Raw genomic sequence first — 24,688 nt, 5'->3', positions numbered from 1 at the left:
GTTCGTCTCAGCTTTGTTTGCCTTTGCTTCGAGCGTGGTTAATTCGGTCCGAAACGCAAGTCACGATCATGGCGAGGCCTGTGCTTCAACGCGCGCTCGCTGTGCCGCAATGGCGGGAACCCGTGCGGGTGGGAGCTTGTTCCATGCCCGCGTTTTCTGGCGATAGTGGAAGCGGAATTTGCGCGGACGGCCTGTAAGCCGGATTTTGTCCCGGGGGCTCGCGCCCCCGTGGATGACCATTCCTCTCGCCCTGCGATTGCTCGCAGGGTCCAGCCGCCAACCCGGATCGCTCGGGGCGAAGCTCCCCTGCCATCACCGCAAGCGGCGCAGCACACGATCCCTATTCGGCGTTGCTCCCGGTGGGGCTTGCCGTGCCGGTCCTGTTGCCAGTCCCGCGGTGGGCTCTTACCCCACCGTTTCACCCTGACCCCGGCCGAAACCGGGGCGGTCTGTTTTCTGTGGCGCTTTCCGTCGAGTTTCCCCGCCCGGGCGTTACCCGGCACCGTTGCTTCATGGAGTCCGGACTTTCCTCGGGCACCCGGCTGCCCGCATTGCGCGGGGCTACGGGCGCTCGCGGCCATCCAGCCATCCGCGCAAGGCAGCAGATAGACATTCGCACTCATGCGGTCAATCGCCCGGATGGGCGCACCGCGCGCGCCCGTAGCCGGGCCGAGAGCGCCAGCCATCCATCACGAGGACGTGAAATTTGCGGAGCGATCCGTGCAATCGCTTGCTTTTCGACCCCGGCACGTCGAGGCTGAGCTTCCATTGAAGTGAAAGGGAGATCACGATGGAAAAGGGAGGACTGCGCCTCGGGCTAGCGCTCGCGGCGATGGTTTGGGCGTTGCCCGCGATGGCGAACGAGAAGATCGCGATTCAGGTCAACAGCGCCGACCCACAAGTGATGAACATGGCGCTCAACAACGCGCTCAACATGATCCAATACTACAAGGACCAGGGCGAAGACGTGCAGATCGAGCTGGTCACCTACGGGCCCGGTCTCAACATGCTGCGCGCCGATACCTCGCCGGTGAAAGCCCGGATCGAGGAAATGGCGATGCTGGGCCAGCCGATCCATTTCCGCGCCTGCGCCAACACGCTCGCCGGTATGACGAAGAAGCTCGGCAAGGAGCCTCCGATGGTCGAAGAGGCGGAGATCGTCCCGTCCGGCGCGGCCTACCTCGTCGATCTGCAGCGCGACGGTTACGCCTATCTGCGCCCCTGACGGACGAGAGCGCGGGCAGCACCACGCATCCCGCGCACTCCACTCTGAATTGCGCCCCAGATCGCCCCGCTCGGCCTTCCGTGCGGGGCGGCTTACGTTGCAGGCAGGGCTGTTTGATTGACCCCCCGGCAGGATCGGCTATCCTCTTGACAAACAAGAGCAGTAACGGGCCCGCATGACCGCCCTTTCCGAATATGAGCGCCTCGAGGCGATCGGCATATGGCGTCCCGATGCGGACGCACAACGCCGCGAGGTGATCCTCTCGCTGGGCGACGCGACGCTTGTGCTGTCGGAGGTGCGCTCCGGCACGGCACTCGCACACTGGTCGCTGCCCGCGATGCACCGTCGCAACCCCGGCAAGCGCCCCGCGATCTTCGCCCCATCCGAGGAGCCGGGCGAAGAGCTCGAGGTCGAAGACGAAACGATGATCGCCGCGATCGAGAAGGTTCACGCGATGATCGCCGCACAGCGCCCGCATCCGGGGCGGCTGCGCGGCGTGCTCATCGGGGCGGTTCTGCTGGCAGTCGGCGCGGTGGCGCTGTTCTGGCTACCCTCGGCGCTGGTCGATCATGCCGCGCGCGTCGCACCCCAGGCAAAGCGCGTCGAGATCGGGCGTAAGCTGCTGTCGGAGATGGTAAAGATGACGGGCGCTGCCTGTCACAGCCCCGGCGGCGATCGCGCGCTCTCGGCCCTCGCCGAGCGACTGCCCGGACAATCGGCGATCGCGGTCCTGCCGCAGGCGCTCGAAGGAGCGCGGCTGTTGCCCGGCGGGATGACCGTGGTCGGTCGCGACACGATCAACGGGCCGGACACGCCCGAGGTCGTCGCGGGCTACATCATCGCCGCGCAGAACAGCGCCGCCGGAGAACGCCCGCTGCACCGGATGCTCGATCGTCTCGGGCCCGCGGCGGCGCTGCGGCTGCTGACGACGGGCGACCTTCCCGAAAGCGGACTGGCCGAGTATGCGCAGGACCTGTTGCAGCGTCCGCCTGCTCGCGCCGATGGCGACACGCTTCTGCGCGCCTTCCGCGAGGCCGGGGTCAGCGCGACGCCCTACGCCTACGCGCTCGACCCGACCGGAGAGTCCGTGCTGGGCCTGATCGAGGCCGATCCGTTCAAGGGCCAGCCCGCGCCGGAGCCGGTTCTCGAAGATGCGCAATGGGTGGCCCTGCAGGATATCTGCTCAGCGCAATGAAAAACGGCCCCGAAGGGCCGCTCGATCTTGCTTCGGTCCATACTTCCTCAGCGCACGAGCGCATCGGGAAAGCCCGCTCGACGCGCCGAGGCCAGCGCCGAGTTCAGCTTCGCGGTATCGTAGAACGGCCCGGCATAGACCACAGTCAGCTCCTGCGTCTTGGACGTCGCGACCGGCAGGCCCAGCGCCTGCAGACGCTTCGTCGCGGTCGCAACATTCGCGACATTGGCGAAGCTGCCGACCTGCACATATTGCTTGCCATTCGAGCTGACCGGCGCGACCGATTTGTTCGACACAGTGACGGTCGGCACCACCACGATCCGGGTTTTCGGCACCGGCGGGTGAGAGCTTTCGACATAGACCTGATCGGGCGTCGCGGTGGGCCGTAGCTGCATCGGCGTCTCCTCGGTCCAGCGCGCCCGCATCTGTTCGTTGCCCTGGACGGTGCGTGGACCGCGATAGGGGTTGAGGCGCCCGTCCTCGAAGGCATTCGTCCAGCCGTTTTCCGGCTGGGGCGCGCGGGTTACGATCGGGGCGAGCCCACCGACGCTCACCCTGTGCGACACGCGCGCGCTGTCGCGCGGCGCGGGCGGGGACGCAGGGGTCGGCGAATAGGGAGCGCGCGTTGCCACCTTCGCCCGGGTGGCAGGTTTCGCAGTTGCAGGCTTCGCCGCCAGCGTCACAGTAGGCTTATAGCCGCAGACGATGCCGCGGTCGCTATTCATTCGTGGCACCCAGCGCACGGCACCACCATAGTCGGCGCGCACGAAGACGCAGCCCTCGCTGTCGACATATTGCGGCTCGGTATAGCTTGCCGGGGGCATCTCGGCGGGCGCATATTGCTGCGCCCGCAATTCCGATGCGAAGCCTCCCAGCCCCAGCGTGAGAATTGCGGCCAGACCGACCGCTGCTCCTGCGTTCAATCGCATATACAACCCCTAAACTATCTAGGGGGAGGATAGCCGGGTTTTCCTTTGAGTAAAGGACGTTGCCCTTACTTCGTCCCGAACATCCGGTCGCCCGCGTCGCCCAGACCCGGCACGATATAGGCGTGCTCGTTGAGCTTCTCGTCGAGCGCGGCGGTCACGATCGGCACGTCCGGGTGCGCCTCTTTCATGCGCGCGACGCCCTCGGGGGCGGCCAGCAGGCACATGAAGCGGATGTTCTTCGCGCCCTTTTCCTTGATCAGGTCGATCGCCGCGACCGAGGAGTTGCCGGTGGCCAGCATCGGGTCGACCACGATGGTCAGACGATCTTCGAGCTCGCTCGGCAGCTTGCAGTAATACTCGACCGGCTTCAGCGTCTCGGGGTCACGGTAGAGACCGACGAACCCCACGCGCGCCGCCGGCACCAGTTCCAGCACCCCATCCAGCAGACCGTTGCCCGCCCGCAGGATCGAGACCAGCGCGAGCTTCTTGCCCGCGAGGATCGGCGCGTCCATTTCCTGAAGCGGCGTCTCGATGTTCTTCGAGGTCAGCTCCAGCTCCGACGTGATCTCGTAGGCCAGCAGCAGGCTGATCTCGCGCAGCAGACGACGGAAGGACGCGGTCGAGGTGTCCTTCTCGCGCATCAGGGTCAGTTTGTGCTGCACCAGCGGATGTTTGACGACGGTCAGATGGTCACTCATGGTCTTGTCCCTCACAGAAAGCTTTTGCCCGGCCCTTGCGCCGGAATGTTCAGATGCGTGGCGAGCGAGGCCGCTAGGTCGACATAGCCCACATTCCCCACGCTGCGCGACCCGATACCCGGGCCCGCGCCCAGAACAGGCACGCGTTCGCGGGTGTGATCGGTGCCGCGCCAGCTTGGATCATTGCCGTGATCGGCGGTGAAGATCGCCAGATCGCCCGGTTGCAGGCGGTCGAGAAATTGCTCCGCCACCGTGTCGAACCATTCCAGCGCGCGGGCATAACCCGAGACGTCGCGGCGATGGCCGTAGAGGCTGTCGAACTCGACGAAATTGGCGAAGGTGAGCGAGCCCTCCTCAGCCTCACCCGTCAGCCGGATCAAGTGATCGGCCAGATCGGCATCGCCCTTGCCCTTGTGCAGATGGGTGATGCCGCGATGCGAGAAGATATCCCCGATCTTGCCGATCGCATGTGTCACGCGGCCCGCGTCATAGGCCCAGTCTAGTAGCGTCGGCGACGGTGCCGGGATCGCGTAATCGCGGCGGTTCGGGGTGCGGGTGAACTCGCCATTCTCGCCGATGAACGGCCGCGCAATCACGCGCCCCACCTTCATCGCATGCAGCGTCGGCGCGAGCCCCTCGCAGAGCTTCAGAAGGCGGTCGAGGCCGAAATGCTCTTCATGGGCTGCAATCTGGAACACGCTATCGGCAGAGGTGTAACAGATCGGCCAGCCGGTGCGGATATGCTCGTCGCCCAGTTCCTCGATGATGTTCGTGCCCGAGGCGTGGCAATTGCCGAGGATGCCGTCGGTCCCAGCGATCTCGCAGGCTTTCGCGACGAGATCCGGCGGGAAGCTGTTCTCCTTGTCCGGGAAGTAATGCCATTCCCACGGCACCGGCACACCAGCCAGTTCCCAATGGCCCGAGGGCGTGTCCTTGCCGGGAGAGACCTCGGTGGCCGCGCCCCAGAGCCCGACAGGTTCGGCCATCAGCCCCGGCGCATCCTCGCCCGAGGCGAGCTTCACCGCAGCGCCCAGCCCCAGACCGGCCAATGTCGGCATCTTCAGCGGCCCCGAGCGGCCCTCCTCTGCCCGTCCTTCGGCGCAGGCCTGCGCGATATGGCCCACGGTATTCGCGCCCGTATCCGGCGCGCCGTCGTTGAAGAAACGATCCGCATCGGGCGCGCCGCCGATCCCGACGCTGTCCATGACGATCAGAAAGGCGCGGCTCATTGCACATCCTCCGGGCCGATACGTTCGTGGATCAGGGGCGGCTCTTCGGGGGCCTCGTCGCTCAGGTCGATCGCAGCCAGAAGGGCCGCTTCGGCGGCATCGGCGTCGCGATCATTCGCGGCATGGATCGTCACCAGCGGTTCGCCCGATGTCACGTCGTCGCCCAGCGAGACGATCTCCCACAGCCCGACCGAGGGATTGATCCTGTCGGTGCCGACCAGACGCCCGCCGCCCAGATGCACCACCGCTTCGCCCACCGCGCGGGTGTCGATGCGGCTGACGAAGCCTGCGCGCGGGGCCTCCACGGCGCGGATCACCGGGGCGGAGGGCAGTCGGTCGGGGAAACGTTCGACGAAATCGCTCGGGCCACCCAACGCGGCGACCATCTTGCCGAACACCTCGACCGCGCGCCCGTTGCTGAGCACCTCGTCGATCCGCGCCGTGCCGTCGACCGCGTCCTTGGCCAACCCCGCGAGAACCAACGCCTCGCCGCCCAGAGCCGCGGTCACGTCCCAAAGCGCCTCGTTCACACCGGTGCCGGTCAGCGTCTCCATCACCTCGATCACTTCCAGCGCATTGCCCGCCGAATGACCCAGCGGCTGGTCCATGTCGGTGATCAGCGCCGTAGTCTTGCAGCCCGCACCGTTCGCGGTGGCGACGAGGCTCTGCGCCAGCGCCTTCGCATCCTCGGGCCGCGCCATGAACGCGCCCGAGCCGACCTTGACGTCGAGGATCAGCCCTTCGAGCCCGGCGGCCAGCTTCTTCGACAGGATCGACGCGGTGATCAGGTCGATGCTCTCGACCGTGCCCGAGATGTCGCGGATCCCGTAGAGGCGCTTGTCGGCCGGGGCGATCTCGCCCGTCGCGCCGACGATGGCGCAGCCGACCTCGCCCACGACCTTGCGCAACGCGCCGATACCGGGGGTCGCGTCATAGCCGGGTATCGCTTCCATCTTGTCGAGCGTGCCGCCGGTATGGCCCAAGCCCCGCCCCGAGATCATCGGCACGTAGCAGCCACAGGCCGCCAGCGCGGGCGCAAGCAGCAGCGAGACGGAATCCCCCACCCCGCCGGTCGAGTGTTTGTCGATGACCGGGCCGGGCATATCCCAGCGCAGCACCTCGCCGGAATCGCGCATCGCCTGCGTCAGCGCCACACGACCGTCGGTGCCGATACCTTTCAGCAGAACGGCCATCGCGAAGGCCCCCGCCTGCGCATCGGAGACCGAGCCGTCGGCCAGACCGCGCGCGAACCATTGGGCTTGATCTGCGCTCAAGCTTTTGCCGTCGCGCACCGATTGGATAATGCTGCGGGCATCCATCAGGTGTTTTCCATATGGCTCATATCGAAGCGACCGGGCAGCAGATCGCCCACCGTCGTATCGAGTCGCTCGCCCTCGGTCGTGGCCAGCGTCACCGGCGTGTCGTGACGCGCGAATTCCGCCAGCTTCTGACGGCAGCCGCCACAGGGCGGGACCGGCGTCGGGCTGTCGGCAATCACGGCGACCTCGGTGATCTCGGTCTCGCCCGCGGCCACCATCGCGGCGATCGCGCCGGCCTCGGCACAGGTGCCTTCGGGATAGGCCACGTTCTCGACATTCACGCCGCTATAGATGGTGCCGGACGCCCCGCGCACCGCCGCACCGACCTTGAATTTCGAATAGGGCGCATAGGCGTTTTCGCGCACCTGACGGGCAGAATCGAGCAGCGACATCGGCGGTCTCCGGTCCGTGGCCGGAGCGTAAAATTTGTCCAGCCGGTTGAGTTCTCCCGATCCTGCGCCGCACCTGCTCCGGATGCAAGCGCTCACCTCGCGCCACCCGTCCGCCTCGCGCGGAGTTCATGCCGCAACGTAATTCGCAGGGGTTGCAATCACTCCCTTCGTGCTATCTAGAACGGCGGGAGAATCGCGCGCGAAAAATTAGTTTAGCGCTAAACCAGTTCGGGGAGGATCTCATGGAAGAGGCGCGTCAGGACACCCTGCGTCAGTCGGCACTGGAATATCACGCCAAGCCGAAACCCGGAAAACTGGAAATTCGTGCGACGAAGCCGCTCGCGAACGGCCGCGATCTGGCCCGCGCCTATTCGCCCGGCGTGGCCGAGGCGAGCCTCGCCATCAAGGAAGATCCCGACACCGCGCATGACTACACCGCGCGGGGCAACCTGGTGGCTGTCGTCACCAACGGCTCGGCGGTGCTGGGCCTGGGCAATATCGGCCCGCTCGCCGCGAAACCGGTGATGGAAGGCAAAGCGGTTCTTTTCAAGAAATTCGCCAATATCGACGCGTTCGACATCGAGGTGAACCAGAATGACCCCGAGAAGCTGGCCGAGATCGTCTGCGCGCTCGAGCCCTCTTTCGGCGCGATCAACCTTGAAGACATCAAGGCGCCCGACTGCTTCATCGTGGAGAAAATCTGCCGCGAGAAGATGAACATCCCGGTCTTCCACGACGACCAGCACGGCACCGCGATCGTTGTGGGGGCAGCCGCGACCAACGCGCTGCGCATCGCGAAGAAGAACTTCGAGGACATCAAGATCGTCTCGACCGGCGGCGGGGCGGCGGGCATCGCCTGTCTCAACATGCTGCTGAAGCTGGGCGTGAAGCGCGAGAACGTCTGGCTCTGCGATATCGAAGGGCTGGTCTACAAGGGCCGCGAAGCCGACATGACGCCGCAGAAGGCCGAATTCGCGCAGGACAGCGATCTGCGCACGCTCGACGAGGTGATCGAAGGCGCGGACATGTTCCTCGGCCTTTCCGGTCCCGGCGTGCTGAAGCCCGAAATGGTGCAGAAGATGGCCAAGCAGCCGATCATCTTCGCGCTGGCGAACCCGAACCCGGAAATCCTGCCCGATCTCGCCCGCGAGGTCGCCCCCGACGCGCTCATCGCGACCGGGCGCAGCGATTTCCCGAACCAGGTCAACAACGTGCTGTGCTTCCCGTTCATCTTCCGGGGCGCGCTGGATGTGGGCGCGACGACGATCAACGACGAGATGCAGATCGCCTGCGTCGAAGGGATCGCCAAACTCGCGCGGCAGACCACCTCCGCCGAAGCCGCCGCCGCCTATCGCGGAGAGAAACTAACCTTCGGCGTGGACTACCTGATCCCCAAGCCGTTCGACCCCCGGCTGATCGGCATCGTCGCCTCCGCTGTGGCGAGAGCCGCGATGGAGACCGGCGTGGCGACCCGCCCGCTGGAGGATCTCGATGCCTACAAGGTCCAGCTCGACAGTTCGGTGTTCAAATCGGCCCTGCTGATGCGTCCTGTCTTCGACGCCGCTGCGACCGTGAGCCGCCGTATCGTTTTCGCCGAGGGCGAGGACGAGCGGGTGCTGCGCGCCGCCAACGCGATGATCGAGGAAACCACCGACACGCCGATCCTGATCGGTCGTCCCGACGTGATCGAGATGCGCTGCGAACGGGCCGGCCTGCCGCTCGATCTCGGCGCGGTCGAGATCGTGAACCCGGAGAACGACCCGCGTTACCGCGACTATTGGGGCACCTATCACGAGCTGATGGCCCGCCGCGGTGTCACGCCCGACCTCGCGCGTGCGATCATGCGCACCAACTCCACCGCGATTGCCGGCGTTATGGTCCATCGCGAGGAAGCGGATTCGCTGATCTGCGGCACCTTCGGGCAGTATCTGTGGCACCTGAAATACGTGCGCGAAATCCTTGCCCGCGACGGGCTCCATCCTCAGGGCGCGCTGAGCCTGATGATCCTGGAGGACGGCCCGCTTTTCGTGGCCGACACCCACGTCCATCACGCCCCGACGCCGGAGCAGATCATGGAAACGGTCTGCGGCGCGGCGCGGCACGTCTCGCGCTTCGGGCTGAAGCCGAAGATCGCGCTGTGTTCGCATAGCCAGTTCGGCAATCTCGACAGCGACTCGGGCGAGCGGATGCGCGCCGCGATGAATCTGCTGATCCAGCGCGAGGTGAATTTCGACTTCGAAGGCGAAATGCATGTCGACGCGGCGCTCGACCCCGACACCCGCGCCCGCCTGATGCCGAATTCGCGCTTCGAGGGGGCGGCCAACGTTCTGGTCTTCGCCAATACCGATGCGGCGTCGGGCGTGCGCAACATCCTCAAGATGAAAGCGGGCGGTCTGGAAGTCGGGCCGATCCTGATGGGGATGGGCAACAAGGCGCATATCGTCACGCCCTCGATCACCTCGCGCGGCCTGCTGAACATGTCGGCCATCGCAGGCACGCCGGTGGCGCATTACAGCTGAGTCGCGTTCGCCAGCGAAATTTGCAAACCCCCACGAGGGTGCAAATAACCTGAAAACTCGCCCGCAGTTTGCAAAAGTTTGCGGGCGATTTGTCGCGGTTTCTGCAAATTTTTTGGCAGGGCAACGGATTGTGCGCGGTAACATTCTTGCGTCAGCCGTTTCCGCTCCGTAACACATCTCCAAATTCCTGAGGAGGAGATGTTCGCATGGGCTACAAAGAGGTCTATTCCGCCTGGCAGGCCGATCCCGAGAAATTCTGGATGGACGCCGCCGAGAAGATCGACTGGGACGAGAAGCCCTCGAAGGCCCTGTTTGACGGGAACGCGCCGCTCTACGAGTGGTTCTCGGACGGGATGGTCAATACCTGCTGGAACGCGGTCGACCGCCATGTCGAGGAAGGACGTGGCGATCAGATCGCGATCATGCATGAAAGCCCGATCACCCACTCGACCAAGGGCATCACCTACAAGGAATTGCAGACGCGCGTTGCCTCGCTGGCGGGCGCGCTGAAAATGCGCGGCGTCGAGAAGGGCGATCGCGTCATCATCTACATGCCGATGATCCCCGAGGCGCTGGAGGCGATGCTCGCCTGCGCCCGGATCGGCGCGGTCCATTCGGTCGTGTTCGGCGGCTTCGCGGCGCATGAACTCGCGGTGCGGATCGACGACTGCACCCCCAAGGCGATCATCGCGGCCAGCTGCGGTCTCGAGCCGGGTCGCACAGTGCATTACAAGCCGCTTCTCGACGAGGCGATCGAGCAGGCCGAGCACAAGCCGGAATTCTGCGTCATCTTCCAGCGCGAACAGGAAGTGGCGAAGCTGATCGAGGGGCGCGACTTCTCGTGGCACGGTTTCCAATATGGCGTGAAGCCCGCAGACTGCGTGCCGGTCGAAGGCAACCACCCGGCCTATATCCTCTACACCTCGGGCACGACCGGACAGCCGAAGGGCGTCGTGCGCCATACCGGCGGCCATCTCGTCGCGCTGCAATGGTCGATGAAGAACATCTACAATATCGAGGCGGGCGACCGTTTCTGGGCGGCGTCCGATGTCGGCTGGGTCGTGGGTCACTCCTACATCTGCTACGGCCCGCTGATCGCAGGCGCCACCACGGTGGTTTTCGAAGGCAAGCCGATCGGTACGCCGCATCCGGGCGTATTCTGGCGGATTATTCAGAACAACCGCATCAAGAGCTTCTTCACCGCCCCCACGGCGCTGCGTGCGATCAAGCGCGAAGACCCGAATGGCGAATGGATCAAGCGCTATGCGCTGCACGACCTGCAGGCACTCTACCTCGCAGGCGAACGGGCCGATCCCGCGACCGTCGAATGGGCGCAGAAACATCTTGGCGTGCCGGTGGTCGATCACTGGTGGCAGACCGAGACCGGCTGGGCCATCGCCGCAAACCCGATCGGGATCGAGGAACTGCCGACCAAGGTGGGCAGCCCCTCGGTGCCGATGCCGGGCTATGACATTCAGGTGCTCGACGAGGGCGGCCACCCGGTCGAGGCGGGCCAGCTCGGCGCCATCGCGATCAAGCTGCCGCTGCCTCCGGGCACGCTGCCGACGCTGTGGAATGCCGAGGCACGCTTCAAGAAGGCGTATCTCGAACAGTTCCCCGGCTATTACGAGACGGGCGACGCGGGCTATGTCGACGAAGATGGCTATCTCTACATCATGGCGCGCACCGATGACGTGATCAACGTCGCCGGTCACCGCCTCTCGACCGGCGCGATGGAGGAGGTTCTCGCAGGGCATCCCGACGTCGCCGAATGCGCCGTGATCGGCGTGGCGGACGAGCTTAAGGGGCAGACGCCGCTGGGCTTCCTGTGCCTCAGTTCTGGCTGCAACCGCCCGCATGAAGAGATCGTCAAGGAATGCGTGAGCCGCGTGCGCGAACAGATAGGTCCGGTCGCGGCCTTCAAGCTCGCCACTGTGGTGGATCGGCTGCCAAAGACCCGCTCTGGCAAGATCCTTCGCGCGACGATGGTGAAGATCGCGGACGGGCAGGAGTGGAAAATGCCTGCCACCATCGACGATCCGGCGATCCTCGACGAGATAACCGAGGCGCTCAAGGGGCTCGGTTATCCCCGAAAGTAAGGCAAGCTTATAATAAGCGTCGCTGATTGTGAGAGACGCGAATAGGCACCACTTTAGAAGTTTACGCGAAAGTTAAGAAGCCGCATCCACAATGGGTGCGGCTTTACGTTATTGTTTATGCTATCAAAGATTGATTTGAGAACCGCACCCCGGAATCATCCATCGAGGGGTTATTTTGATGAACCGAGAGCTACCAGACCCCGCTGACCAAGCCCCTCTCGCGACATCGCGATGCGATCGGGGGCCTTTATGGCAGCACGATCTGCGCGCCGCGCTTGCCGATGTGATGTGCGGATTGGACGCGGCGCTCGCCGATCCCGGCGGGCGAGGCATGCATGGGCAACTCCAACGCGCACGCGAAGCGGCGAACGATCTCGCTCAGCTGATCGATCTGGACGACGCGGTGACGGGTGCGCCCGTGGTCCAGAGCGATGACGCAGCCGATCGGGGCACCCCCTCCGAGACACCGCCCTTGGTCATCGCCGATGCGCTTGAACGTGTGCGCCGTCGCTGGACCAGCGCGGCCTCCGGTCGCGGCATGGCGCTCGCAGTTCATATGTCCCCCGATATTCCGCCGGTGCTGGCGATCGACCGCGTGCCGCTCACCCGCATCTTCGCCAACCTGATGCGCAACGCACTGTGCTATGCGCAGCGTGGCACGATCCATCTGTCGCTTGACTTCGACCAAGCCGAGGGGCTTTTGCTGACCGTGCGGGACGAGGGGGATGGCTTTCCCGCCGAACGCCTCAGCGATCCGGCATGCGCGGGGCAACGCAGCGAGACCGCGACGTTCCGCAGTCCAGAAGGGCAAGGCCTGGGGCTCGCGATCTGCCACGCGCTGGTGGCGGAGGCCGGCGGCCGGATCGAACTCGCCAACGGACTGGAAGGTGGCGCCGAAATTCGCGTGTCGCTTCCCGCCCGTCCCGTCGATATCGGCTCCACGATGCCAGACGCTCCGCTGCCCGATCTCAGCGGATGGAACGTGCTCGTCGCGGACGACAGCGAGACGAGCCGCGCCTTGCTCGAACAGTTCCTGAGCGCGTTGGGCGCGCAAGTGACAGGGTTGAGCAACGGCGGCACCGCCGCTGCCCAGTTATTGACCGAACGGTTCGATCTCGCGGTGCTGGACATCGAGATGCCGGGTCTCCGCGGCACCGAGGTGATTGCGGCTATTCGCCGCTCCGGGCTGCCTTGGGCGGACCTTCCGATCATTCAGTGTAGCGGCCATCGCGGAGCTCAGATGGGTGGGGCCGATGCCTGCCTCCTCAAGCCGATGCTGGGTCTGCAGCCGATCCTGCGCGCTCTGGAAGACGCCGGCTGCACGACGACGGTGCCGCGGGTGACCACACCGCCGCGCGGTCTGCTCGCGCACCTGCGCCTGACCGAGAAGGCGCTGCCGGCAGGACTCGGGCGCGAGTTGATCGCCGATCTCGAGACGGTACGTCACGGACTCTCGCTCGCATTGCCCCCTTTCGACCTCTGCGCCCTGCAATTACTTAGTCATAAGCTCAGTGCCGTGGCTGGAGCCGCCGGTGACACACCCCTGTCGCGGCAAGCACGGGCGCTTGACAGCGCTACCCGTCATGGGACTTATGAAGATATTCAAACCCTTGGCCGTGTCGCCCTCATTTTCATCGACCGGCTGATCGCCACCACTCGAAATAATTTGAACACGAAGACTGATTTACAGCATGAGACCCAGTGACTCCGATACGAAGACCCCGGACAGCGAGACGCACGGGGGGACGGACGACCAGCCTTACGCGTCAGGCCGACGCGCGCGGGACGGCGAAGACGCAGAAGCCGATCATTTCCTTCTGATCGAAGATGTCGGATCGCTGCGCGCGATCTACGACGCTTATCTGCGCAATGCCGGCTTCGTCACCCATCTCGCGGCAAGCGCCGAGGAAGGGATGCGCATCTTCCGCGAGAACCCGATCCGCATGGTTCTGCTCGATCTGATGCTGCCCGACCGTGATGGCGATGAGTTGATCGCGGAGATGCTGGCCCTGCGCCCCTACACGGCGATTATCGCGGTCACCGCCGACCGGTCGATCGATCGCGCGGTGCGAGCGATGCAGGAGGGCGCGATCGACTTTCTCGTCAAACCGATCGACGAACCGCGCTTCCGAAGCGCCATCGAGAGCGCGCGCAGCCTGTCGCTGCGAGCGGATGCCAACGATGCGAACGCGGTCGAAGGGACGGTCGGGGAGTTCATCGGCAGCGCGCCGAAGATGCGCGCGCTCTATGCCCGGACGCGCGCCGCCGCCCGCTCGACCGCGCCGGTCTATATCTGGGGCGAGAGCGGCACCGGCAAGGAACTCTGCGCCCATGCGGTTCACAGCACGAGCCCCCGCGCCGACGGCCCCTTCGTCGCGCTTGATTGCGGCGCCCTGCCCGCGGAACGGATCGACAGCGAGCTGTTCGGTCACAGCCGCGGCGCCTTGCCCGGCGCCTTGGAAGACAAACCCGGTGCGCTCCATGACGCAGATGGAGGCACTCTGTTGCTCGACAATATCGGCGAGCTCGCCCCCACCGCGCAGATCAAGCTGCTGCGGTTTTTGCAAAGCGGTCAGATCAAACCGCTCGGTGCCAGCCAGGCGATTGACGTCAACGTGCGTATCGTCTGCGCCGCCACCAGTTCGCCGACGGCACTGCTGCAAAGCGGCGCGATCCGCGAAGACCTCTATTACCGGCTGGTGGTGCTCGCGATTGAGATGCCGCCGCTGAGGATGCACCGGCAGGATATCGGCCCTCTGGCGCGGATGGCGCTGGAGCGGTTCGCCTCCGAGGAAGATCGCTGCTTCAGCGAGATCGAGCCCGAAGCGATCGCCCGTCTTGAAGACCGCCCCTGGCCCGGCAACGTGCGCGAACTCATGAACGTGATCCGCGCGACGATCGTCATGCATGAGGGGCCGGTGCTGCGCGCCCATATGCTTCCGGAGTTCGACCCGACGATGGCCGCCGCCGCCGCGCCCGCCGCGCAAGCCGCCGATCCCTTCGCGAACCGCACCCTGGCAGAGATCGAGCGCGCCGCGATCGAAGCCGCGATAGACCGCCATGACGGATCTATCCCGCGGGCGGCGCTGGAACTGGGGGTCGCGCCCTCTACGATCTATCGAAAGCGCGATGCGTGGCTGTCGAAGGACTGAGCGTCAGGCGAATTGCTCGCGCATCAATCGCTCTTCGAGACCGTGGCCGGGATCGAAGAGGATGCAGTGCTCGATCTCCGGCTCGGAGCGCACCTCGACCCATTTGACCGGCTTGACCGATCGGCTGTCCGCATCGGCCATGACCGGTCGCTTGTCGGATTCCAGAATGTCGAAGCGCACGAGCGCGGAGGATGGCAGGATCGCGCCCTGCCAGCGACGTGGCCGGAAGCTCGCGATGCCGGTCAGCGCCAGCACGTCGGAGCCGATCGGCAGGATCGGCCCGTGGGCGGAGAAGTTGTAGGCGGTCGATCCGGCCGGGGTGGAGACGATCGCGCCGTCGCAGACCAGTTCTTCCATCCGCACCTTGCCGTTGATCGAGATCTTCAGCTTCGCGGCCTGCGGACCCGCGCGCAGCAGCGAGACCTCGTTGATGGCGAGCGCTTCGTGCAGCATCCCGTCTTCGGTCTCGGCTTTCATCGACAGCGGATTGATCACCGCCTGCTCCGCCGCCTCCAGCCGCTCTGGCAGATCGTCGGCGACATAGTCGTTCATCAGGAAGCCGACCGAGCCGCGGTTCATCCCGTAGACCGGCAACCCCGTGCCCTCGTGGAGGCATTGCAGCATGAACCCGTCACCGCCAAGCGCCACGATCACATCGGCCGCATAGCGCGGCACCTGCCCGTAACGCGCCACCAGATCCTCGAGCGCCTTCTGCGCCGTCTCGGCATGGGAGGCTGCGAAATGGATATGGGTAAATTGCTTCGCCACCGCGCCGTCCTCCTGCTTGTCCAAGGTGTTGCAAGGGCTTGGACGAAAGACAAGCGTCAATCCGGCGCGGAAATGACCGATTTGGTCGTTTGTCTGCTTTCAGCCCTGCGAAATCTGCGCTAAACGGTCGGCGACCGGATCTTTGCGAGGAATGGCCATGAAAGACCAACGCGATGCGGGCTTCTTCACCGAAAGCCTCTCCAGCCGTGACCCCGAACTGTTCAAGTCGATCACCGATGAACTCGGTCGCCAGCGCGACGAGATCGAACTGATCGCCTCGGAAAACATCGTCTCGAAGGCGGTGATGGAGGCGCAGGGTTCGGTGATGACGAACAAATACGCCGAAGGGTACCCGGGCAAGCGCTACTACGGCGGTTGCCAATATGTCGACGTCGCGGAGAACCTCGCGATCGACCGCGCCAAGCAGCTCTTCGGCTGCGAATTCGCGAACGTCCAGCCGAACTCGGGCAGCCAGGCGAACCAGGGCGTGTTCACCGCGCTTCTGAAACCCGGCGACACCATCCTCGGCATGAGCCTCGATGCGGGCGGCCACCTGACCCACGGCGCCAAGCCGAACCAGTCGGGCAAGTGGTTCAACGCGATCCAGTACGGCGTGCGCAAGCAAGACAGCCTGCTGGACTACGAGCAGGTCCGTGAACTCGCGCTGGAGCACAAGCCGAAGCTTATCATCGCCGGTGGCTCGGCCATCCCGCGCCAGATCGACTTCGCCAAGTTCCGTGAAATCGCGGACGAGGTCGGCGCCTACCTGATGGTCGACATGGCCCACTTCGCGGGCCTCGTGGCGGGCGGTCAGCACCCCTCGCCCTTCCCCTATGCCGATGTCGCGACCACCACGACGCACAAGACGTTGCGCGGTCCGCGTGGCGGCATGATCCTCACCAACAACGAGGAGATTGCGAAGAAGGTGAACTCTGCGATCTTCCCGGGCATTCAGGGCGGTCCGCTGATGCATGTCATCGCCGGCAAGGCCGTGGCCTTCGGCGAAGCGCTGCGCCCCGAGTTCAAGAACTACGCAGCCCAGGTCGTGAAGAACGCTCAGGCGCTGGCCGACGAGCTGATGAAGGGTGGCCTCGACATCGTCACCGGCGGCACCGACACCCACGTGATGCTGGTCGACCTGCGCCCGAAAGGCGTGAAGGGCAACGCGACCGAGAAGGCTCTGGGCCGCGCGCACATCACCTGCAACAAGAACGGCATCCCGTTCGACCCGGAAAAGCCGATGGTCACCTCGGGCATCCGTCTGGGCACCCCGGCGGGCACGACCCGTGGCTTCGGCGAAGAAGAGTTCCGCGAGATCGCACGGCTGATCGTCGAAGTGGTCGACGGGCTCGCTGCGAATGGCGAAGAGGGCAATGGCGAGGTCGAAGCGGCCGTGAAGGCCAAGGTCTCGACCCTGCTGAGCGGCTTCCCTATCTACCCCGAACTCTGATCCGGATCCGAGATCACGACGAAGGCCCCCGCGTTCCGGGGGCCTTTTTTCATGTGGGAGATTGCGGGCGGATCAGATCGCCCCGGTCCAGACCATCGCCGCCAGCAAGGTGCCGCCCACGATCACCACGATCACCGCGATCGACGTGGCGAGGCCAAGCGCCGCAGAGCGCAACCGCTCTGCCGCGCCCAGCGGTTCGAGATAATCGCGGCAGGTCGCGAAGGCCGCCTCCACCCGGCGGGCATCCAGTTGTCGGGCGATTTTGGGGGCCTGCATCTTGCGCTCGGCATCGATCAGCACCAGCGCCGCCTTGCGCACCTTGCGCGGCAGCGCCCGGGCCCGCGAGGCGACCCGCGCCTCGAGCGTCGGCCCCTTAGCGCCCAGCCGCTGCGCCAGAAGCCGCGAGACCTGCCGCACCATCTCGTTTATCTTCTCCGGCCCCATGCGACCCTCTCCCCTACGCGGCGTTCGGCACGACCGCACCGGACGCTAGCCGCCGCGCGAGATCAGCGCAACAGCGCGCATGGCCGCAGTTTTTTTTCGCATCCGCTCTGGAAGCGCCTGGAAGAGCGATCTAGCTTAGGCCCCATGTTGAACACGACCCTCTACTCCTCCGACAGCAATCCCGGCGCGCGGCCCCTGATCATCGCGCCCGGCCTTTTCGGATCGGCCCGGAACTGGACCGCGATCGCCAAACGGCTGAGCGCGGACCGGCCCGTGATCGCGCTCGACATGCGCAATCACGGCGACAGCTTCTGGGACGACGATCACAGCTATGAGGCGATGGCGGGGGATATCGCCGAGGTGATCGAGGCGAATGGTGGGGTCGCGGACGTTCTGGGCCATTCGATGGGCGGCAAGGCGGCGATGACGCTCGCCCTGACGCGGCCGGAACGTGTCGAGCATCTCATCGTCGCGGATATCGCGCCCGAGAACTACGACCACGGCGACAACCACACTGCGCTGATCGAAGCGATGCAGGAGATGGATATCAGCGATCTGACCTCGCGTTCCACCGCGGACGAGCGGCTGGGCGAGCAGGTCTTCGATCCGGGCACCCGCGCCTTTCTGCTACAATCGCTGGTGCTTCGCGACGGCCCGCCGCGCTGGAAGTTCAACCTTGCGGCGCTGAAGGCGAATATGGACGGCATTCTCGGCTGGCCCGAGACACTCGAGGGCAAACAGTTCGACGGACCGACGCTGTTCCTGTCCGGCGCGGACTCGCATTATGTCCAGCCGGAGATGCACGAGCGTATCCGCGGCTTCTTCCCGCAGGCTCGCTTCGAGGAAGTCGACAACGCGGGGCACTGGCTGCACGCCGAGAAACCCCGCGAATTCGAAGCCGACGTGGCGCGTTTCCTCAACTCCGCGAGCTGAGGAAACCGCGTCCCTTCGTTCAGGCGCCCGGCTTCATCATCCGGCGGAGCAGATGATCGCGCTTGACGTATTGGTGGTAGAGCGCGGCCGCCACATGCAGACCGGCGAGCCAAAGGAGAGCCGTCGTCAGGATCGAGTGCGTCTCGGCCGCCCATCCCAGCTGCCCGTAATAGGCCACGAGCCCCGCAACCGGGATCAGGAAGAGCAGCACGTAAAGGAACCAGTGGATTGCCGCTGCGCCGAACCGCAGAATGGCAGGATCGTTCTCCGGCGGCTCGGGTGTTCCATGGCCTGCGCGCAGCGCCAAGCGCCAAATCGCAAGCACGAGCACCGTGATGCCGATGACGATGTGACCATAGGTCAGAAACCCGGCATCGGCCGATCCGTTCTTCATCAGGTCATGGAAAGTGTGGCCCATCTCGTCATTGAACAGGTACTGGACGATGAGCAGCAGGACGACGGCCCAGTGAAGCCATATCTGCGTTTTCGAATAACCGGGGGCGTAGGACATGTTACCTCTTCAAAATTGGCGAAACGGCTCTGCGCTTCGCCAGACTAGCGCGAGGAAGGCGCAGAGGTTCCGCCCCGTCACGAAGTTGGGATCCCCCCGCGACGACGGCTCGCGCGAATGCGATCAGGCGTTTTCGCGGATCGCCTTGGCGACGAACCACGCGATCGGAAGGGCCACGAGGAAGCCGATTACTGCCGAAACGATGATCGCGTTGGTCGTGACCATATTCATCGTCAATACGGCGATAATGAGGATGCCCGCAAGGGTCGGTCCGGCGAGGGCGTAGATGATACCGAAGAGGCGCATATCTGATCTCCAGTGAGAACACATTTCGGACGTCAGATTGGCCACGATCACGGCGATGTTACCTTGATCCGCATCAAATCCGCCCTCTCGCCGCTGCGGCAGGGCGTCGCATCAGCAATCGAGCTGGAAGCGCGCTTCGCCCGTATCGCCGGGCAGCGAGGGCGACCGATAGAGCCCGCCCGCCGAACCCGTGACCTTGCAGCCAGATACCTGTTCCGCCGCGCGGATCAACAGGGGCGGCACGCGGCCCCTCTCTGCCCTGCGCAGATAGCCCATTCGCACGACCTCCGCCCGGTCCCCCTTGAGGAAGACGACGAAATCGATGCCGTCGAGCCTCACCTTGTGCCGCGACGCACCGAGGAACTGCGGCGCCGGGGAAGCGCAGCTCGTGAGGAGGCAAAGAGCGAGGAAAAACGAGGCTCTAGACATGGAAAGGCTCCGGGGAGGGACAACCCGGAGCCTTTCAGAGCTTGATTAACAATAAGTTAACCAGCTCGGGCGGAGTGTGCGGCCCCCGCGAGGGACATAGCAGAGGCCGCAAGACCGTTCTGACAGGGATCATGCCTGGCGGGGCGGCCAGAACGGGTCATTCCTTTTGTTACGCCGCTCGGACCGGAGTCCGGCGAAAATTCGATCCGGGAGGGCGACGACGAATAGGCGCAGAGGCGTCTTTCTTCGGGCTCTCCCTTATGTGTTCGAGGGCAAAACGCCGCTTCTTGCCTACAGTTCCACGGAACCGTAAATTTTTTCGTACGTTGGCCGACAATGGCTTAATAGGAGAGCGTAAGAGATGACGAAATCGGTTCAAATGGCAGCAATGACCGTGATTCTTCTGGGCCTCGCGGCCTGCAACACGGTGCAAGGCGCGGGTCAGGATCTGTCCGTCGCGGGCAGCACGATTGCGGGTGAAGCCCGTCAGGCGCGCTAAGCACGACCGAAGCTTGCCGGAAACATCAAAGGCCCCGGAAATTTCCGGGGCCTTTGCATTTCGAACTTCGGACCGATGCCGTCAGAGATGCGTCCGGCTCAGTATTTCACATGGGCGACGCGATCCTTCATCGACTCGCCCGGGTCCGACGACAGAAGGATTTTCGCGCCCGCCACCAAGGCATTGCCGCTGTCCCAGATCTCGGCCGCATCCGCATCGAAGCGCAACAGCACCAGCTTCGGGTCGTCCTTGCCGTCATACCAGGCGCTGACAAAGGGGTTCCACAGACGCTCGACGATCTCCGGGTCGGTGTTCTCCGTCAGACTGCCGGTGACGGTCGCGAAGACATCATGCCCCTTGTCGGCGAAGGTGAACATCGCACCGGCGCCGGGGGCCAGCCCGTCCATCAATTCCGTGTCGCGCGCGGTGAAGAACCACACAGGGCCGGGCTTTTCCTCGACGATCGCCGTCATCGGACGCGGCGCCGCCGTATCGACGCCGGCCCGCGCCAACATCACTGTGCGATCCGAGTCGAGGGCGTCCCAGAAGTCTTTCTCGATCTTGGCTTGGTCGGTCATGTCGTTTCCTCCTGAAATAGGTCTGGGAGGAGAACGTGAGCCCGCCTTCCCATGTTCCTCAGAAAGGCCGCCGCCCTGCGCCGCCAGAAATGAAAAGGCCCGGCGCAATCGCCGGGCCTTCAATCAAGAAACTTCGAAGAGGATCACTCGTCCATCTTCAGCGCAGCGATGAACGCGCTCTGCGGGATTTCGACCTTCCCGAACTGGCGCATCTTCTTCTTACCGGCTTTCTGCTTTTCCAGCAGCTTCTTCTTCCGGCTCGCGTCGCCGCCATAGCATTTCGCGGTCACGTCCTTGCGCATCGCCGACAGCGTTTCGCGCGCGATCACGCGGCCACCGATGGCGGCCTGGATCGGAATCTTGAACATGTGGCGCGGGATCAGGTCCTTGAGTTTCTCGCACATCGCGCGGCCCCGGGCCTCGGCCCGGTCGCGGTGAACCATGATCGAGAGCGCGTCGACCGGCTCGTCATTCACCAGGATCGACATCTTCACGAGGTAGTCCTCGCGATATTCGGTGATCTGGTAATCGAAGCTGGCATAGCCCTTCGTGACCGATTTCAGGCGGTCGTAGAAGTCGAACACGACCTCGGCGAGCGGCAGGTCATAGACCACCATCGCGCGGCCACCGACATAGGTCAGGTCCTGCTGGATGCCGCGGCGGTCCTGACAGAGCTTGAGCACATCGCCCAGATATTCGTCCGGCACGAGGATCGTCGCCTTGATGCGCGGCTCCTCGATATGGTCGACATAGGTCAGGTCGGGCATGTCGGCGGGGTTGTGAAGCTCGATCACCTCCCCGTCCTTCATGTGGACCTTGAAGACCACCGACGGCGCGGTGGTGATCAGGTCGAGATCGTATTCCCGCTCCAGACGGTCGCGCACCACTTCGAGGTGCAACAGCCCGAGGAAGCCGCAGCGGAAGCCGAAGCCGAGCGCGGCCGAGGTTTCCATCTCCGCCGAGAAGCTCGCATCGTTCAGCTGCAGTTTCTCGATCGCGTCGCGCAGCGCCTCGAAATCGTTCGCATCGACCGGGAAGAGGCCGCAGAACACGACCGGGATCGAGGGTTTGAAGCCCGGCAGCGCGTTGGCGCAGGGCTTCTTCTCATGGGTGATCGTGTCGCCGACCTTGGTGTCGCGCACCTGCTTGATCGAGGCGGTGAAGACGCCGATCTCGCCGGGGCCCAGCTCGTCGATATTGACCATAGCGGGCTTCAGAACGGCGAGACGGTCGAGCTTGTAGGTCGCCCCCGTCTTCATCATCTTGATCTGGTCGCCCTTCTTGATCACGCCATCCATGACGCGGATCAGAACCACGACGCCCAGATAGGGGTCATACCACGAATCCACCAGCATCGCTTTCAGCGGCGCGTCACGGTCGCCCTGCGGGGCGGGCAGACGATGGACGATAGCTTCCAGAACATCCGGGATGCCCAGGCCGGTCTTCGCGGAAATCTCGACCGCCTCGGAGGCGTCGATCCCGATCACATCCTCGATCTGCTCCTTCACGCGCTCGGGCTCTGCCGCCGGAAGGTCGATCTTGTTCAGGACCGGGACGATCTCGTGATCCGCGTCGATCGCCTGATAGACGTTGGCCAGCGTCTGCGCCTCGACGCCCTGCGAGGCATCGACGACCAGCAGCGATCCCTCGACCGCCTGCATCGAGCGCGACACCTCATAGGCGAAGTCGACGTGGCCGGGGGTGTCGATCAGGTTCAGCACATAGGTTTTGCCATCCTTGGCGGGATAGTCGATCCGCACCGAGTTGGCCTTGATCGTGATGCCGCGCTCTCGCTCGATATCCATCGCATCGAGGAGCTGGTCCTTCATATCGCGTTCGGCCACGGTGCCGGTCAGCTGGATCAGCCGGTCGGCAAGCGTGGATTTACCGTGGTCGATATGGGCCACGATGGAGAAATTGCGGATGCGATCAAGATCAGTCATGGGCGCGCGTATACAGGGGAAAAAGCGGGCCGGGAAGAGGGATTGAACGCCATCTGCCATTGACCTCGGCCCGGTCGCGTCCGACATATCCCTGAGACACGAAACACGGGAGACGCAAGATGATCTATTCCGTTCCGAACATGACCTGCGGGCATTGCAAAGCCTCGGTCGAAGCCGCGATCGAAGAGGTGGGCGGCAAGGCCGATGTCTATCTGGAAGATCGCGAGGTCGAGGTGGAAGGGCTGCCCGAATCCACCGTGATCAGCGCGTTGAAAGGCGCGGGCTACGAGGCCACCCCGGTCGAAGAGTGATCCGGAGGGGCGTCGCGGTCCAGATGTAGTAGGCCCAGCGCCGCGCAACGCGACGGTTAGAAATCGGGTTCCCTGCCCTGCCCCGGACAAGCGAAATCCTGCCTGTTTTATTGCCTGCTTTTTGAAATTTGTTTAGAATCGCGGACAAATGAGCAGGCAGGATCGGCAAATACATGCCGGCCGCAACGACAAAAGGGGCAGTAGATGACTTTCAAGACGACACTCGGACTCTGCGCATTCTCGGGCGCCGTGGCGCTCGCTTCGATGGCCTCGGCCGGGCCCATCGACAACGCCTGCCTGAAGGCGGGGCGCGCCAGCAATCCCGGCACCTGTGGGTGCATCCAGCAAGTCGCCGACATGACGCTGAGCCACCGCGACCAGCGCCGCGCCGCAAGCTTCTTCCACGATCCCGACCGCGCGCAGGAAGTGCGGATGTCGGATCGCAAGTCGGATTCGGACTTCTGGGACCGCTACAAGAACTTCGCCTCCACCGCGGAAGGCTTCTGCAAGTAAGCGGTCAGTCTGCGGCGCGCGGTCTACTGCCCGCGCCGCTTTTCTTCCTCATCGGCCAGCAAATCGGCGATCAGCTGATCCGCGCCCGCCTCGATCATGTCGAGGGCTCCCTCGAAATTGCGAGTAAAATAAGGGTCGGGCACATCGCGCGGTCCTTCCGGCCCGTCGATGAACATCTGCACCTGCGCGCGCATCTCGCGCGGCGCCCCGTCCAGCGCATCGCGCAGGTTATTTTCATCCATCGCCAGGATCACATCGAACGCGTCGTAATCGGCGGGCTCGATTTTCCGTGCGCGCAGAGCGCGCATGTCATAGCCGCGCGCCTCCGCCGCCGCGATCATCGGTTCGTAGGGCGGCTCTCCCAGATGCCAGCTACCGGTGCCGGCGCTGTCGAACTCGATATCGAGGCCGGCCGCGGCGGCCTTGTGACGGGTCACCGCTTCGGCGGCGGGCGAGCGGCAGATATTGCCAAGGCAGAGAAAGAGGATACGCATAGGAGGAGTGATAACGGAGGGCAGCGCGATGGCCAAGGTCGTGATTCTGACTGGCGCCGGTATTTCCGCCGAAAGTGGTCTCAAGACGTTTCGGGCGAGTGACGGCCTTTGGGAAGAGCATCGCATCATGGATGTGGCGACGCCTGAGGGTTTTGCGCGCGACCCCGAATTGGTGCATCGCTTCTACAATGCGCGCCGGGCGGCGGCGCGCGCGGCACAGCCAAATCCTGCCCATGTCGCGTTGGCGAAACTCGAGGCCGATCCGGGCCACGAGGTTCTGGTGGTGACGCAGAATGTCGATGACCTGCACGAGCGCGCTGGCTCTCGGAACGTGATCCACATGCACGGCACGCTGTTTGGAGCCTTGTGCCACGCATGCGGCCATCGCTGGCCCGCGCCGGAAGCGATGAAGCCGCGTGACACCTGCCCCGAGTGCGGGCGAAAAGCCACGCGGCCCGACATCGTCTGGTTCAACGAGATGCCCTACCAGATGGACCGGATAATCCGCGAGCTGGAAGCCGCAGACCTCTTCGTCTCGATCGGCACCAGCGGCAACGTCTATCCGGCGGCAGGCTTCGTACAGGATGCCGCGATGGCCGGTGTCGAGACGCTGGAGCTGAACCTCGACCGCTCGGCGGGCAGCGAGATGTTCGACATCTCGCGCCAGGGACCGGCGAGCGTGCTCGTCCCGCAATGGGTGCGCGAGCGGCTGGGATAGAGCGGCGGGGCGGCTAACCGCCCTGCCCTGTCCG

General features: G+C 64.5%; 25 protein-coding genes and 1 other RNA gene. 12 read left to right on the top strand and 14 right to left on the bottom strand.

The annotated features are described in order from the left end of the window. Positions 1-178: 178 nt before the first annotated feature. Positions 179-593, bottom strand: an RNA gene (gene rnpB / locus B6V74_RS06185) — RNase P RNA component class A. A gap of 197 nt (positions 594-790) precedes the next feature. Here rnpB and B6V74_RS06180 point away from each other — a divergent pair. Both B6V74_RS06180 and B6V74_RS06175 read left to right on the top strand, forming a co-directional pair. After that, positions 791-1,225 (top strand): DsrE family protein, encoded by a 435-nt coding sequence (locus B6V74_RS06180; protein WP_088722297.1) that lies wholly within the window; start codon positions 791-793, stop codon positions 1,223-1,225. 175 nt (positions 1,226-1,400) lie between these two features. Next, positions 1,401-2,420 (top strand): hypothetical protein, encoded by a 1,020-nt coding sequence (locus tag B6V74_RS06175; RefSeq protein WP_088722296.1) that lies wholly within the window; start codon positions 1,401-1,403, stop codon positions 2,418-2,420. A 47-nt stretch (positions 2,421-2,467) separates the two neighbouring features. On the opposite strand, the gene B6V74_RS06170 is transcribed toward B6V74_RS06175, so the two are convergent. From B6V74_RS06170 to B6V74_RS06150, 5 genes are all read right to left on the bottom strand, one after another. After that, positions 2,468-3,349: an SPOR domain-containing protein gene (locus tag B6V74_RS06170; protein WP_146694524.1), complete on the bottom strand. Its 882-nt coding sequence runs from the start codon at positions 3,347-3,349 to the stop codon at positions 2,468-2,470. A 65-nt stretch (positions 3,350-3,414) separates the two neighbouring features. After that, on the bottom strand, positions 3,415-4,047 hold the full coding sequence (gene upp / locus B6V74_RS06165) for a uracil phosphoribosyltransferase (protein WP_075773947.1): 633 nt from the start codon (positions 4,045-4,047) through the stop codon (positions 3,415-3,417). Between the two features lie 11 nt (positions 4,048-4,058). Then, the gene (locus B6V74_RS06160) at positions 4,059-5,276 is read right to left on the bottom strand and encodes a phosphopentomutase (RefSeq protein ID WP_088722294.1); all 1,218 of its coding nucleotides are present in this window, start codon (positions 5,274-5,276) and stop codon (positions 4,059-4,061) included. Next, positions 5,273-6,595, bottom strand: coding sequence for a thymidine phosphorylase (locus B6V74_RS06155; protein WP_088722293.1), 1,323 nt, complete (start codon positions 6,593-6,595; stop codon positions 5,273-5,275). The genes B6V74_RS06160 and B6V74_RS06155 overlap by 4 nt, the downstream gene beginning before the upstream one ends. Further along, entirely contained in the window at positions 6,595-6,987 is a 393-nt protein-coding gene (locus B6V74_RS06150; protein WP_075773944.1) for a cytidine deaminase, read from the bottom strand. Before B6V74_RS06150 ends, B6V74_RS06155 begins: the two co-directional genes overlap by 1 nt. 242 nt (positions 6,988-7,229) lie before the next feature. Between B6V74_RS06150 and B6V74_RS06145 the strand changes: the two genes are divergently transcribed. The 4 genes from B6V74_RS06145 (at position 7,230) to B6V74_RS06130 (ending at position 14,757) form a co-directional block, all read left to right on the top strand. Then, positions 7,230-9,506 (top strand): NADP-dependent malic enzyme, encoded by a 2,277-nt coding sequence (locus B6V74_RS06145; protein ID WP_075773943.1) that lies wholly within the window; start codon positions 7,230-7,232, stop codon positions 9,504-9,506. A 206-nt stretch (positions 9,507-9,712) separates the two neighbouring features. Further along, positions 9,713-11,605 (top strand): propionyl-CoA synthetase, encoded by a 1,893-nt coding sequence (locus B6V74_RS06140; protein WP_088719529.1) that lies wholly within the window; start codon positions 9,713-9,715, stop codon positions 11,603-11,605. A gap of 331 nt (positions 11,606-11,936) precedes the next feature. Then, on the top strand, positions 11,937-13,310 hold the full coding sequence (locus tag B6V74_RS06135; RefSeq protein WP_168184190.1) for an ATP-binding protein: 1,374 nt from the start codon (positions 11,937-11,939) through the stop codon (positions 13,308-13,310). Further along, positions 13,297-14,757, top strand: a complete 1,461-nt coding sequence (locus B6V74_RS06130) for a sigma-54 dependent transcriptional regulator (protein WP_088722291.1) — start codon at positions 13,297-13,299, stop codon at positions 14,755-14,757. Before B6V74_RS06135 ends, B6V74_RS06130 begins: the two co-directional genes overlap by 14 nt. Positions 14,758-14,760: 3 nt before the next feature. On the opposite strand, the gene B6V74_RS06125 is transcribed toward B6V74_RS06130, so the two are convergent. Next, positions 14,761-15,525: an NAD kinase gene (locus B6V74_RS06125; protein ID WP_199224616.1), complete on the bottom strand. Its 765-nt coding sequence runs from the start codon at positions 15,523-15,525 to the stop codon at positions 14,761-14,763. 157 nt (positions 15,526-15,682) lie between these two features. Between B6V74_RS06125 and glyA the strand changes: the two genes are divergently transcribed. After that, positions 15,683-16,975: a serine hydroxymethyltransferase gene (gene glyA, locus B6V74_RS06120; RefSeq protein ID WP_088722290.1), complete on the top strand. Its 1,293-nt coding sequence runs from the start codon at positions 15,683-15,685 to the stop codon at positions 16,973-16,975. A gap of 72 nt (positions 16,976-17,047) precedes the next feature. On the opposite strand, the gene B6V74_RS06115 is transcribed toward glyA, so the two are convergent. Continuing rightward, the gene (locus tag B6V74_RS06115; protein WP_075773939.1) at positions 17,048-17,419 is read right to left on the bottom strand and encodes a hypothetical protein; all 372 of its coding nucleotides are present in this window, start codon (positions 17,417-17,419) and stop codon (positions 17,048-17,050) included. 144 nt (positions 17,420-17,563) lie between these two features. On the opposite strand from B6V74_RS06115, the gene B6V74_RS06110 reads away from it, so the two are divergent. Further along, a complete protein-coding gene (locus B6V74_RS06110) occupies positions 17,564-18,352 on the top strand; it encodes an alpha/beta fold hydrolase (RefSeq protein ID WP_075773938.1) in 789 nt (262 codons plus the stop codon). Positions 18,353-18,371: 19 nt separating this feature from the next. Here the strand turns inward: B6V74_RS06110 and B6V74_RS06105 are convergent, their stop codons facing one another. From B6V74_RS06105 to B6V74_RS06095, 3 genes are all read right to left on the bottom strand, one after another. Continuing rightward, positions 18,372-18,863, bottom strand: a complete 492-nt coding sequence (locus B6V74_RS06105) for a cytochrome b/b6 domain-containing protein (protein ID WP_088722289.1) — start codon at positions 18,861-18,863, stop codon at positions 18,372-18,374. Between the two features lie 123 nt (positions 18,864-18,986). After that, a complete protein-coding gene (locus tag B6V74_RS06100; RefSeq protein ID WP_075773936.1) occupies positions 18,987-19,169 on the bottom strand; it encodes a hypothetical protein in 183 nt (60 codons plus the stop codon). Between the two features lie 111 nt (positions 19,170-19,280). Next, positions 19,281-19,598 (bottom strand): hypothetical protein, encoded by a 318-nt coding sequence (locus B6V74_RS06095; protein ID WP_088719523.1) that lies wholly within the window; start codon positions 19,596-19,598, stop codon positions 19,281-19,283. A 361-nt stretch (positions 19,599-19,959) separates the two neighbouring features. Here B6V74_RS06095 and B6V74_RS18745 point away from each other — a divergent pair, with 361 nt between their 5' ends. Then, a complete protein-coding gene (locus B6V74_RS18745; protein WP_109171601.1) occupies positions 19,960-20,097 on the top strand; it encodes an entericidin A/B family lipoprotein in 138 nt (45 codons plus the stop codon). A 98-nt stretch (positions 20,098-20,195) separates the two neighbouring features. Here the strand turns inward: B6V74_RS18745 and B6V74_RS06090 are convergent, their stop codons facing one another. Then, entirely contained in the window at positions 20,196-20,675 is a 480-nt protein-coding gene (locus B6V74_RS06090) for a pyridoxamine 5'-phosphate oxidase family protein (protein WP_088722288.1), read from the bottom strand. Between the two features lie 143 nt (positions 20,676-20,818). Beyond that, complete coding sequence (gene lepA / locus B6V74_RS06085) at positions 20,819-22,618, bottom strand: translation elongation factor 4 (RefSeq protein ID WP_075773933.1); 1,800 nt, start codon at positions 22,616-22,618, stop codon at positions 20,819-20,821. A 119-nt stretch (positions 22,619-22,737) separates the two neighbouring features. Between lepA and B6V74_RS06080 the strand changes: the two genes are divergently transcribed. After that, the gene (locus B6V74_RS06080; RefSeq protein WP_075773932.1) at positions 22,738-22,929 is read left to right on the top strand and encodes a heavy metal-associated domain-containing protein; all 192 of its coding nucleotides are present in this window, start codon (positions 22,738-22,740) and stop codon (positions 22,927-22,929) included. Between the two features lie 204 nt (positions 22,930-23,133). After that, positions 23,134-23,442 carry a hypothetical protein gene (locus B6V74_RS06075; protein ID WP_075773931.1) on the top strand — a complete coding sequence of 103 codons (309 nt, stop codon included), beginning with the start codon at positions 23,134-23,136 and terminating at the stop codon, positions 23,440-23,442. A 23-nt stretch (positions 23,443-23,465) separates the two neighbouring features. Here the strand turns inward: B6V74_RS06075 and B6V74_RS06070 are convergent, their stop codons facing one another. Beyond that, positions 23,466-23,936: a low molecular weight protein-tyrosine-phosphatase gene (locus tag B6V74_RS06070; protein ID WP_075773930.1), complete on the bottom strand. Its 471-nt coding sequence runs from the start codon at positions 23,934-23,936 to the stop codon at positions 23,466-23,468. 28 nt (positions 23,937-23,964) lie between these two features. On the opposite strand from B6V74_RS06070, the gene B6V74_RS06065 reads away from it, so the two are divergent. Continuing rightward, positions 23,965-24,654, top strand: a complete 690-nt coding sequence (locus B6V74_RS06065; RefSeq protein WP_088722287.1) for an NAD-dependent deacylase — start codon at positions 23,965-23,967, stop codon at positions 24,652-24,654. The last annotated feature ends 34 nt before the right edge of the window (positions 24,655-24,688 follow it).

Origin of the sequence: Thioclava sp. F42-5 (genome assembly GCF_002213195.1) — a bacterium.
Lineage (GTDB): Bacteria > Pseudomonadota > Alphaproteobacteria > Rhodobacterales > Rhodobacteraceae > Thioclava > Thioclava nitratireducens.
The sequence above is the reverse complement of the archived record's forward strand: the minus strand, read 5'-3'. Positions and strand labels throughout refer to the sequence as shown.